The sequence below is a fragment of the Nonomuraea fuscirosea genome (assembly GCF_003001935.1).
Lineage (GTDB): Bacteria > Actinomycetota > Actinomycetes > Streptosporangiales > Streptosporangiaceae > Nonomuraea > Nonomuraea fuscirosea.
Map to the genome: position 1 here is coordinate 72,871 of NZ_PVNG01000029.1, position 11,686 is coordinate 84,556.

The following is an 11,686-nucleotide window of genomic DNA, read 5'->3' on the forward strand; positions in this document are numbered from 1 at the left end:
CGCACCCCTCGACCATCCGTTTCCCCACAGATCTTGACCTCGGGCGGACTGCAGCTGAGTATCTTTCCGCAGCGATTTTACGAAAAGTCCTTACATATCGGACTTTTGCTCACCAGAGGTGGCCGTCATCATGCCCCACTCCCGCCCCCCACAGAGTCCCCTATACCGCTTACGACACCGTCTGGCGGCGGCGCTCGCCGTTCTGCTCACGGTGCTCGCCGCCCCGTTCGTCTCCCCACCGGCCGCCGTCGCCGCCACGCCCGCGCCACCCACCTCGCCTCCCGCCACCTCCTCCGAACGCCCCGGCGGCGGAGGCGGGTCAGGCAGCACAGGCGGCCCGGCGGCGCAGGCCCTGGAGCGGCTGATCGGCGCCCCGCGCGCCGCCCAGGTCACCCTGCGCACGATCGACAAGGGCACAGGCAAGGACAGGTTCGAGGTGTACGCCGAGCGCGGCCGTCTCGTCGTCGCCGGCACGACCCCCGCCGTCCAGCTCACCGGCTTCGGCCACTACCTGCGCCACGTGGCCCACGCCGACATCGCGATCAACGGCTCCCAGACCGACCTGCCGCACCGCCTCCCGCTCCCCGCGTCGCGCCTGGCCAGGGACTCCTCGGTGGATCACCGCTTCGCGCTCAACGACACCAACCAGGGCTACGCGGGCCCGTACCTGAGCTGGCAGGAGTGGCAGCGCCGGATCGACGTCCTCGCGCTGCACGGGATCAACGAAGTGCTCGTGTACGAGGGCCAGGAGGCGGTCTACCAGCGCACGTTCACCGAGTTCGGCTACACCGACGCGGAGATGCGGGCGTGGATCCCGCAGCCGGGCCACCAGGCCTGGTGGCTGCTGCAGAACATGTGCTGCACCGACGGCCCCGTCTCCCAGCACCTCATCGACCAGCGGATCGACCTCGGCCGCAAGATGGCCGACCGGCTGCGTTCGCTGGGCATGGTCCCCGTGCTGCCGGGCTACTTCGGCACGGTGCCGACCGACTTCAAGGCGCACAACCCGGCCGCCAACACCGTCCCGCAGGGGACCTGGAACAAGCTCGAACGCCCCCACTGGCTCGACCCGACCGACCCGATCTTCGAACGCGTCGCGGCCACGTTCTACCGGGTCCAGACCGAGCTGTTCGGCCCCAGCGCGATGTACAAGATGGACCTGCTGCACGAGGGCGGCACGCCCGGCAAGGTCGACGTCGCGCGGGCCTCGCAGGCCGTGCAGCGCGCGCTGAACACCGCCCACCCCGACGCCCTTTGGGCGATCCTCGGCTGGCAGAACAACCCGCTGCCCGCGACGCTCCAGGCGATCGACCGGGGCAAGATGTTCATCGTCGACGGCATCAGCGAGGAGTCCGGCGTCACCGACCGTGACAAGGACTTCTTCGGCACCGGATACGCGTTCGGCACCATCTGGAACTTCGGCGGGCACGTCAACCTCGGCGCCCGGCTCACCGTGTGGAACGAGAAGTTCCACGCCTGGCGGGAGAAGCAGGGCACGGCCATGAACGGCATCGCGCTGATGCCGGAGGCCATCGACAACAACCCGGCGGCGCTCGCGTTCTTCACCGACCTGCCGTGGCAGGACGGCCGCGCCGACATGCCCCGCTGGTTCGACGACTACGCCACCGCCCGGTACGGCCGCGACGACCCGCACGCCAAGGCGGCCTGGCGGATCCTGCTCGACACCGTCTACAGCTGGCCCGCCGCCGCCGACACCCGCCACGTCACCGGCCTGTACGACGACCAGCCCGGCCTGGCGAACACCGGCTACCCCCTGCAGTACGACATCGCCGCCTTCGACCGGGCCCTCGACGAGCTGCTCCAGGTCGACCGGCGGCTGCGCGGCTCGGGCGCCTACCGCTACGACCTCGTGGACGTCGCCCGCCAGGTGCTGGCCAACCACAGCAGGCTGCGGCTGCCCGAGATCCGCGCCGCCTACCGGGCCAGGGACCTCGACCGCTTCGAACGCCTCACCGGCCAGTGGATGGACGGCATCCGGCTGATGGACCGGCTGCTGGGCACCGACGAGAACTTCCTGCTCGGCGTGTGGCAGAAGGAGGCCCGCCGCCAGGCCGCGACCCCGGCCGAGGCGGCGACCCTGGACTACAACCTCAAGTCGCTGGTGACGCTCTGGGCGGCCGGCTCCGACCTGCAGGACTACGCCCGCAGGGAGATGAACGGCCTGGTCGGGCAGTACTACGCGAAACGCTGGCAGCTGTTCTTCGACAGCCTGAAGGCGGCGCTGCGCTCGGGCGCCGACTACCCCGAGCCGATCGACTGGCGGGCCGTGGCCGAGGACTGGTCCAGGGCCGGCACCAAGCTCGCCGCCGAGCCGCGCGGCGACGCCTATGCTCTGGCGGGCGAGGCGGCCGCGCTGCCGGACGGCGCGGTGAGCGTCGAGGCCGACCGCAGGGGAGTCAAGGCGGGTGAGAACGTACGGGTGACGGCCACGTTCCGCAACGCCAACACGTTGCGGCCCACCGGGCGGGTGACGCTCGGGTTGGAGGTTCCGCGGGGATACCGGGTGCGGGCCACCTCCCCGGCCCGCGCCGACCGCGTCGCCGCCGGCGGCACGTTCACCACGACCTGGACGGTCACCGTGCCCGCCGCCGAGACCCCGGGCACGACCCCGAAGCTGTACGTCACCGCCGACTGGCGATCGACCGGATCCGACCGGCAGTCCGGCGGGACACGGCGCGACACGGCCTCGGCCGGCCTGCTGATCGCCGGGACCGTGCCCTCCTCCTACCGGACGATGAGCAACACGCAGGCCGAGTTCGCCACCACCGGCGACGGGGTGGCGATCGCGGCGGGTGGGGCGGACCTGTGGCGGGAGACCAACGAACTGGCCGCCGCCTACCGCCCGGACGTCCTGGCCGACGGGCAGCAACTCCAGAGCACCGTGCTCGTCCAGGACGGCGCCGCCGAGTACAGCCGCTCCGGGCTCGTGGTGAGCGACGACCTGGCCACCCCGGGAGCCACCGGCTACGCCAACATCGCCGTCACCCCGGGTCACGGCTGCCTGTTCAGCTGGGACTCCGACGGAGACGGCCGGCTCGACTCCAGCGCGGAGGCGGGCGGGTTCACGCCGCCCGTACGGGTGCGCATCGGCAGGTCGGGCGACCGACTGACCGGCTCGTGCGGCACAGACGGCCAGAACTGGACCGTGGTCGGCTCGGCCGCCGTACCGGGCGCGGGAGCCGCCGCACTCGACGTCGGGGTGTTCGTCAGCGCGGCCACCCGTCAGACCGGCCGGCAGGCGATCTCGGTGCTGACCGAGCCCGTACCGGCGTCGTCCACCGCGCGTGACAGCTCAGGCGACACCCTGCGCAGCCTCCGCAAACCGGTCACGGCGCTCAGCTCGGAGCCCAGCCGAGGCCCCGCATACGCCAACGACGGCAACCGCGCCAACTCCCCGTACTTCGCCTCTCAGATGAACTGGGACACCACCTGGTGGCAGGTCGACCTCGGAGAGGTCGACGACATCTCCCGCGTCAACGTCCGCAACTATGTCAGCGGCGGACGCCACTACGAATACCGCCTGGAGGGCAGCCTCGACGGCACCACCTGGTACACCCTCGGCGGCCGGCGCGGCCCCCGCGCCGCGACGGACGCCGGCGACACCATGACCACCGAGGCCAGCGCCCGGTACGTCCGCGTGGTCGGCACCCACAACACCGCCAACCTCTCCTTCCACCTCACCGAAGTCAGCGTCTACGGCACCCCGGCTCCCTGACCCACCCCCTACGACCGGCGTCCCCTGCCCCGCCCCCGTCCGGCCGGCGTCCCTGCCCCGTCCCATCCGGGCGGGGTCGCCGGCCACGGTCGTGTGCGCGGTCCCCACGGGTACGCCGTCCGGATGATCCACCCTGGCGGTACTTTGTACGCGTGACCACCGAACCTCCCGAGGCCGCGTCCACGCCCGCTTCCGGCGTGGGCGGCGTGGTCAGGCGGATCGCCTGGGGCGCTCTCACGCTCTTCCTCGCCGCGTTCGCCGTCTTCGAGAGCCAGAAGTACGGCCTGCCCACCACGGCCGCCGCGCTGCTGTTCTTCGCGTTCCCCGACCTGACCAGGCTCGCCGGCGTCCGCCCGCCGGGCGTGCTGTACCAGGCCGTGAACCGGGTGTGGATCCCGCTCGCGGTGCTGGTCGGCTACAGCTTCGGGCCGATCGTCTGGCCACCCCTCTTCACGGCCGGCCTGGGCTGGCTCACCCGCATCGCCCTCGACCGCACCCTCGGCCGCGGCCCAGGGTCACTCGACCCCACCCCCGGCCGCGGACCGACCACCACCTGACCGCACCCCGGTCGCAGACTCACCACCACTTGACCGCACTTTGCGGCACGGGCACACCGCCACCTGACCGGACGTCCGCGCCGCCTCTGATCATCGAGAAGGCGCGGCACCTCCCGCCGCCGGTCCGCGCGGCTCAGGCATCGCGCCCCGCACAGTCGCCCTGGCAATATCCGTTGGTGACGATCAGGCGCGCACGGGCGGTCGTGTAGGCGGAGGTCTGCGCGCCGACGATCACGCCGTGGCAGCGGGGACAGGTGAGCGGCTGTTCGGCTTCCTCGGGAGCCCTTCCCGCCGTCTCAGGCGAACGGGCCCTCACCCCGTCCGGCTCAACCGGAGCCCTCCCGATGGTCTCCATCGAACGGCTCCTTGCCCCGCTCGGCCCTGCCGGAGCCCTTCCGATGGTCTCCGTCGAACGGGGTCTCGTCTCGTCCAGCTCCGCGGGCGTCCTTCCAGGCGGCTCGGGGAACGCGCGGCTCAACCCCGTCGGCTCTGCGAAAGTCCTGCTTGGGGTTTCGGGCGGACGGGAGCTCGTCCTGTCCGGCTCGGCAAAAGCCCGACCTGCGGTCTCATATGGACGGTGGCTTGCCCCATCCGGCTCCGCAGCAGCCCTGCCCGGGGTTCCGGGCGAATGGTGGCGCATCTCGTCGGGCTCAGGTGCCCTTCCCATGGTCTCGGGCGGGCGGCCTCTCGTCCCGTCCGGGGCCGGCTCGGGTGGGGGATCGGTGTTGGCGGGGTGGGTCACGGCATGGCTCACTGGCGACTCGGTCATACCTGTCACTGTCCAGGACGCCACCGACAATTCCTCCGACTTGCCCGCCCTGTGAGAACCAGCAGGTCACGGCAGCACTCAGGCGCTCTCCCCGACGCTGCGCGCATGCCAATCCGCCAGCGCCACCAGCAGACCGTCCGCCACACCGCCGAACATCGCCGCCAGCTCCTCCGCGTTGTCCACCACCACGACGTGATCGAGCAGCTCCGCGCGCAGTTTGGCCGCCCTGGTGTCGCCTCCGCCGTCGGGGTCGAACGCGGTGGCGGCCAGGAACAGGCCGCCGACGCCGGCCGCGGTCGCGGTCTGCCGGGCCTGGGTGCCCAGGACCGCCGCGGGATCGGCCGGTACGGCGGGCAAGGCCGGGCGTCCGTCGCGGAGCAACAACGTCAGGGGCCGGACGGGCACCGACTCCGGCACCACGCCTTCGGGCACATGAACGCCACCGTCGTCCCGGCGGGTCACCCCACCCGGACGCCCCCATGGCAGACCTCGTTCGTGATCGTCAAAAGCGCCGGCGCGCGTGAACAGAGCGCCGCCGGCGTCGACGACAAGATCTCCAGGCTGCCATCGCTCGCCGTCGAGCGGCGCGTGCGCATTCGTCATGGTGGGCACGGTACGCGGCAGGTATGACAAATACGCCCTCGGCCCCGTTCGGCCCCGCCCTGCCGGTCCCGGCGTCGGTGCCTACCCGCACGTCGGCCTCGTCGGCCCCGTCCTGGCCGGCCTTGGTGCCGGTGCCGGCCCGCCCGGACGGCGGAGGGTCAGGGGGCGTCGGCGGTTTCCGGGTGTTCGGTGTTCAGGGAATCGATCAGGGCGTCGGCCTCGGGGTCGCGGGCCGGGGCGGCGAGGCCGACGAGGACGAACACCGCCAGCGAGGTCAGCACCGGCGCCGCCACCTCGACGGTCTGCGTCTGGCCCGGGAAGACGTACTTCACCAGGGCGAAGACCACCAGCCCAGCCGCCCACGACCCGATCGCCGCCGCCGGGCCGCAGCGGCGGAAGGCCGGCAGCATGCCGAGCAGCATCGGGATGGCGATCGGCCCCACGAGCGCACCGAACCAGAGGATCAGCAGGCCGAGCACGCCGCCGAAACTGTCCGCGGTGAGCGCGATGCCCATCGACAGCGCGATGAACAGGAACGTCGACACCCGCCCTGCCAGCAGCTCCGACTGGGACGAGAGCCGGCCGGCCCGCTTCCACACCGACGGGATGATGTCCCTGATCACGACCGAGGAGATCGCGTTGGCGTCGGACGACGTCATCGCCATCGTGTGCGCGAACATCCCGGCGAGCACCAGGCCGATGAGCCCGCCGGGCAGCAACTGCTGGGTCAGCAGCGCGTACGACTGGTCGGGTTCGGACAGGCCGGGCAGCAGGATCGGCGCGGCCCACATGGGGAAGAACAGCACGAGCGGCCAGAAGAGGTAGAGCGCCGCCGAGAACAGCGCGGCCCGTCTGGCCGAGGCACCGGTGGGCGCGGCGATGAAGCGCTGAGCCAGGTTCCAGGTGCCGCCGTTGTACGACAGCGTGTTGATCAGCAGGTAGACCAGGACGAAGCCCACGGTGTACTTGTCGTTGAACGGCTGGCCGTGCCCTTCGGGCAGCCGGTCCCACAGTGTCCAGATCGCCGTCACCCCGCCGAGCTGGGCGAGCACGGCGACGAACATGGTGATCCCGGCGACGAGCTGGATGACGAACTGGCCGAGGTCGGTGAGCGCGTCGGCCCACAGCCCGCCGATCGTCGAGTAGATGAGCGTGACCCCGCCGGTGAGCAGGACGCCCCAGGCGATCGGCACGCCCGCGAACACCTGCAGCAGCAGCGCGGTCGCCGCCCACTTGGCGCCCACGTCGAAGACCTTGAGCGCGGTGCCGCTCCATGCCAGCACCTGCTGCGCCGGCACGTTGTAGCGGGTGGCCAGGTACTCCAGCGGCGAGATGATCCCGAGCCGCTGCCGCAGCCGTGGCCAGCGCGGCGCGAACAGGAACGACCCGATCACCATGGCGAACGTGATGCCGATCGCCCACCAGACGTACAGGGTGAAACCGGCGGTGTACGCGATGGCCGCGTACCCGACGAAGACCGCGGAGCTGTAGCCCGACATGTGGTGGGAGATGCCGGACAGCCACCAGGGCATCTTGCCGCCGGCGGTGAAGAAGTCCCGGGCGTCGCGGATGCGGGATTTCGCCCAGACGCCGATGGCGATCATCACGACGAAGTAGCCGCAGATCACTAGCCAGTCGAGAAAGCCCATGAGATCTCCCAGGTCGGGGGTGGGGGAGCGGGGGAGCGGTACGGGGTGCGGATGGCAGTAGGGAGGAAGGATGCGGTCAAAAGGTGCAGGTCAGGAGGGGTGGACGGGGAATCCGTTCACGAAGGTGTGCAGGACGGAGGACAGGTCGGGGGTGGTGACGATGAGGTCGGCGGGCGCGCCGGGCTCGACGCGGCCCCGGTCGAGGCCGAGCAGCCGGGACGGGTTCGCCGCGGCCAGCCGTACGGCGGTGCCGAGGTCCACCTCGGTCCGCGTGACCGCCCAGGCGAGGCACTCGAGCAGTGAGCTGCCCGACCCGGCCAGCAGTTCGCCGCCGGGCAGCGTCACCCGGCCGTCCCGCCGGACGGTGACCCGCCCGCCGACCGGGGTCGTGTAGTCGCCGGGCGCGCGGCCTGCCATCGCGACGGAGTCGCTGACCAGCAGCGAACGGCCCACCCCCTTGGCGCGCAGCATCACGGTGAAGGTGTCGGCGGGCAGGTGGTGCCCGTCCGCGATGAACGTCGCGGCGAGCCGGTCCTCGGCCAGCTGCGCCCAGAGGTGGTTGGGATGCCGGCGGATCATGGTGTGGGCGCCGTTGCCCAGGTGGGTGGAGAGCCGGGCGCCCGCCCGTACGGCGGCCTCGATGTCGGCGGGGGTGGCCGCGGTGTGGCCGATGGAGGCGATGACGCCCTGCCGGGCGAGGCCGGCGATGTAGCCGGCGGCGCCGGGCCGTTCGGGGGCCAGCGTGACGATCCGCACCAGCCCGCCGGCCGCCTCCTGCCAGCGCGCGAACTCGGCGAGGTCGGGGTCGCGCAGGTGGCGGGCGTCGTGCGCGCCGCGCGGCCCGTCCTCGGCCGCCAGGTACGGGCCCTCCACGTGCACGGCGGGAATGGCGTGCCGGACCAGCGGGTCGGCCTCGCGGGCGGCCGCGATCACACGCAGGTTGCGCAGGATGGCCGCTTCCGGGGCGGTGATGATCGTGGGGCACAGTGTGGTGGTGCCGCGCCGCCACAGCTCGCGTACCAGGTCGGAGACGTCGCCGGGCGATAGGTCGGGGGCGTTGAAGTCGAGCCCGCCGTATCCGTTCACCTGGAGGTCCACCAGCCCGGGCAGGATGAGCGCGTCGGACGCGCCGCCGACGTCGGTGACGGCGGCGATCCGCGACCCCTCCAGCTCGACCCGTACGGAACGCCCATCCGTGAGACGGCCCTCGACGTGCACGGGACGTCCGTTCGTCAGGCGGCCCTCGACGGGTACGGAACGCTCGCCCTCGATGCTCATCCCGCCTCCCCGAGCAGTTCCCTGGCGGCGGCCATGACCAGGCGACCCGCCTCGGGCGTGAACGCGGCCCGCAGCCCGTAGGCGCGGTGAGCCTCCTCGATCTCGTACCCGCCGGCCCCGTAATGCGACTCCGGATAGGGCAGGTAGCCGGGCACGCCGCCGGTGTACCCGGCGACCAGCAGCCCGGGATCGCCCAGCGCGGCGCGCAGCTCCAGGGCGAACTCGACGAAGGGCTCGCCGGGCAGGAACACCAGCGGCACGCCGGCCCACCGGTGCACGGCCACCTGCACCTCGACCGCCGCAGGCCCGGGGTCGCGGAGCTGGACGCGGGCCCAGCCGGCCCAGATCCCGCCGGGTTCGCCGGCCAGCGTACGCAGCTCGGCAGGGGTGAGCGGGTCCCCGACGGGCAGGGCGACGGGCGCGGCGGCCGCCGACACCGGCCCCGTGACCGCTCGCGTGCCGGCGTCGAGCACGGCCTGCCCGACCAGGGTCCCGTTCCCGCGCGCGGCCTCGAACGTGCGGCCGGGCAGCGACCCGGCCCCGGGCCGCAGGCTGTCGACCGCGGCGTGCCCGGTGTTGAGCTGGCCGCAGCAACCCTGGAGGAACAGGGCCACGCCGCCGATCGCGGACTCGACGTGCCGCCGCGCGTAGCCGGGCCAGTCCGCGGTGACGCTCAGGTTGTCGGGGCCGAGCGTCACCGGGTGGCAGGCGTGGGAGAACACGGTGGCGATCGGCTCGCCGTTCTCGCGCTCCAGCCGGACGACGGGGACCGCCGGATCGGTGAGGGCCGCGCCGCGCCGGTTGTGCGCGACGCCGTGCAGCGTGCCGTGGCCCCGGCGCATCACGGCGGGCGTCAGCGCGGCGAGCGCGGCGGCCCCGGCGTCGGCCAGCCGCGCGCGGGCGTGCGCGACGTAGGCGGGATCGGCGACACCGCCGATGCCGCCCCTGGTCACGGCGGGCCCGGCGTGGGTGTGGGTGACCGCCACGGCCACCGCCTCGGCCGGGATCCCGGTGCGCTCGTGCAGGTCGGCGGCGACGTTTCGTACCGTGTCGGGGTCGAGCGCGATGAGGTCGGCGCAGATCACGACGGACGTGGCCGCGCCGTCGGAGACCGCCACGGCGGTGGCGAGCAGCGGATCGTGCACCGCCGCCGACGGCGACCGCCGGGCGGCGTAACCGGCCAGCGAGCCGCCGACCGGCGGCGTGATGTCCGCGACCGCGGCCCCGGCCAGCAGCGTCACAGCCATCGCACCCGCCCGCGGAAACGGTCCTGGAAGAGCGCGTTGCGCTCGTCGCCGTCCGGCGCGTTCCCGCTGCGCCAGATCTCGGGGACGGCGCCGCGCCCGGCCAGTTCGGCGATGGCCGCCGCCATGAGCACGTTGAGCGCGTACGCGTTGGCGAACGTCGAGATCGCGCCCACCCGCTCGGGCACCCCTTCGATCTCCAGCACGGCGTCACCGACCGGCACCTTCGTGTCGATGTGCAGGTCCACCAGGTCGTGCAGGTTGCGCCTGGTCGGGTGCCTGGCCGGATGATCGGGCGCGGTCCTGTCGGCGTGCTCCCTGGAGGAGACGCCGATGAGGGTGACGCCGCGTTCGCGGGCGGTCAGGGCCGCGTCGATGAGCGCGGCGTTGATGCCGTACGCGTTGACCAGGACGAGCAGGTCACCCGCGCCGAGCCGGTTGTCCTCGATGACCACGCGGCCGTAGCCGGGAGTGCGTTCGATGGCCATCGAGCGCAGCGCGCCGCCGGACAGCAGCGTGCCCTCGTCGAGGATCGCGCTGACGTTCACCAGGCCGCCGGCGCGGAAGAACACCTCCTGCGCGGCCAGGTTCGAATGCCCTCCGGGGCCGTAGACGTAGATCAGTCGCTCCGCGTCCTGGTGCCCGGTGAGGTGGTCGGCGATGAGCGTGGCCGCCGCCCCGACGGCGTCGGCCTCCTCGGTCTCGATCCGGCCGATCAGGCCCGCGACCTGTTCGGCGTACGTTCGCATGAGCGACACGTGCCGTCCGTTTTGCACCTGCAGGCTCCCTCATGACCGATGAAAGCGATTGCAGGCATTCAAGACCAAGACAGAAGCCCGGTCAAGAGGTGGAACGCGGCCCCGTGGAGTCGCGCGCGACGAACACGCCGGGCAGCGCGACGTGCTCGGCCGGCCCGCCGGGCGTCTCGATCTGCCTGGTCAGCACCTGCACGGCGGTCGCCCCGAGATCGTCCATCGGCGCGGTCACCGTCGTCAGGCTCGGCGTCACGGTCCTGGCGAGCAGCACGTCGTCACACCCGACGACGCTGCGCTCGCCGGGCACGGAGACGCCCCGGCCGGCCAGCTCGGCCAGCACCCCGCACGCGGTCAGGTCGTCGAACGCGAAGGCCGCCGTGGCATCGGTCGCGAGCAGCGCGGCGCCGGCCTGCCTTCCGCCCTTGAACGTGGCGCGGAACGGGCCGAGCTCGATCAGCTCCACCCCGCGTCCCCGCGCCCACCTGCGGATCGCCTGCGAGCGCCGGGCCGCCGCCCACGACGCGCTCGGCCCCGCGAGCAGCGCGAACGAGCGATGGCCGTGCTTGTGCAGATGCTCGCCCGCGTCGAAGAGCGCGCTGGTGTTGTCGCAGATCACCGAGGACAGCTCGCGCAGCGGCCGGTTGAGCAGCACGCACGGCAGGCCCCGCGCCGCCTCGCGCAGCGCCGCCGACGACGAGCGCGGCGAGGCCACGATCACCCCGTCGACCCGGCTGCGCAGCTGGGCGACGTGGCGCACCTCCGCCGCCGCGCTCTCCTCCGCGTCGATCAGCATGACCGAGCTGCCCATCCGTTCGGCGGTGCGCTGGATCGCGCGGACGAGCAGCGGGAAGAACGGGTTGGTGATGTCGGGCACGACCAGCCCGATCATCTCGGCCCGCCCGGTGACCAGACCGCGCGCGGCGGAGCTCGGCTGGTAGCCCAGCTCGCGGGCGGCGGCCATGATCTGCTCCCTGACCGGCGCGCTGACCAGCTCGGGGCGGTTGAAGGCGCGCGAGACCGTGGCGGCGGAGACGCCGCACCGCTGGGCGATCGAGTAGATCGTCGGCTTGCTCACGGCACGCTCCTCGGGGGGTG

10 protein-coding genes are annotated in these 11,686 nt (G+C 72.7%); 3 read left to right on the forward strand and 7 right to left on the reverse strand.

The window, feature by feature from the left end; translation table 11 throughout:
* Window positions 1–211 precede the first annotated feature (211 nt).
* Both B0I32_RS48055 and B0I32_RS48060 read left to right on the forward strand, forming a co-directional pair.
* The gene (locus tag B0I32_RS48055) at window positions 212–3,736 is read left to right on the forward strand and encodes an alpha-N-acetylglucosaminidase TIM-barrel domain-containing protein (RefSeq protein ID WP_181308589.1); all 3,525 of its coding nucleotides are present in this window, start codon (window positions 212–214) and stop codon (window positions 3,734–3,736) included.
* A gap of 152 nt (window positions 3,737–3,888) precedes the next feature.
* A complete protein-coding gene (locus tag B0I32_RS48060; protein ID WP_181308590.1) occupies window positions 3,889–4,293 on the forward strand; it encodes a DUF4260 domain-containing protein in 405 nt (134 codons plus the stop codon).
* Between the two features lie 133 nt (window positions 4,294–4,426).
* On the opposite strand, the gene B0I32_RS48065 is transcribed toward B0I32_RS48060, so the two are convergent.
* Window positions 4,427–4,648, reverse strand: coding sequence for a hypothetical protein (locus B0I32_RS48065; protein ID WP_106251208.1), 222 nt, complete (start codon window positions 4,646–4,648; stop codon window positions 4,427–4,429).
* Window positions 4,649–5,140: 492 nt separating this feature from the next.
* Window positions 5,141–5,494, reverse strand: coding sequence for a hypothetical protein (locus B0I32_RS48070; protein ID WP_106251210.1), 354 nt, complete (start codon window positions 5,492–5,494; stop codon window positions 5,141–5,143).
* On the opposite strand from B0I32_RS48070, the gene B0I32_RS48075 reads away from it, so the two are divergent.
* Window positions 5,495–5,692 carry a hypothetical protein gene (locus tag B0I32_RS48075; protein ID WP_106251211.1) on the forward strand — a complete coding sequence of 66 codons (198 nt, stop codon included), beginning with the start codon at window positions 5,495–5,497 and terminating at the stop codon, window positions 5,690–5,692.
* 131 nt (window positions 5,693–5,823) lie between these two features.
* Here B0I32_RS48075 and B0I32_RS48080 read toward each other — a convergent pair whose 3' ends face one another.
* The 5 genes from B0I32_RS48080 to B0I32_RS48100 all read right to left on the reverse strand — a co-directional run bounded on the left by B0I32_RS48080 (window position 5,824) and on the right by B0I32_RS48100 (window position 11,666).
* Entirely contained in the window at window positions 5,824–7,314 is a 1,491-nt protein-coding gene (locus B0I32_RS48080) for a sodium:solute symporter family protein (RefSeq protein WP_106251213.1), read from the reverse strand.
* 90 nt (window positions 7,315–7,404) lie between these two features.
* A complete protein-coding gene (locus B0I32_RS48085) occupies window positions 7,405–8,592 on the reverse strand; it encodes an N-acetylglucosamine-6-phosphate deacetylase (protein WP_106251214.1) in 1,188 nt (395 codons plus the stop codon).
* Window positions 8,589–9,839 (reverse strand): neutral/alkaline non-lysosomal ceramidase N-terminal domain-containing protein, encoded by a 1,251-nt coding sequence (locus tag B0I32_RS48090; protein ID WP_106251216.1) that lies wholly within the window; start codon window positions 9,837–9,839, stop codon window positions 8,589–8,591. The genes B0I32_RS48085 and B0I32_RS48090 overlap by 4 nt, the downstream gene beginning before the upstream one ends.
* Entirely contained in the window at window positions 9,830–10,585 is a 756-nt protein-coding gene (locus tag B0I32_RS48095) for a sugar isomerase domain-containing protein (protein WP_106251346.1), read from the reverse strand. The genes B0I32_RS48090 and B0I32_RS48095 overlap by 10 nt, the downstream gene beginning before the upstream one ends.
* Before the next feature lie 91 nt (window positions 10,586–10,676).
* Window positions 10,677–11,666, reverse strand: coding sequence for a LacI family DNA-binding transcriptional regulator (locus B0I32_RS48100; RefSeq protein ID WP_181308592.1), 990 nt, complete (start codon window positions 11,664–11,666; stop codon window positions 10,677–10,679).
* Between the last annotated feature and the right edge of the window lie 20 nt (window positions 11,667–11,686).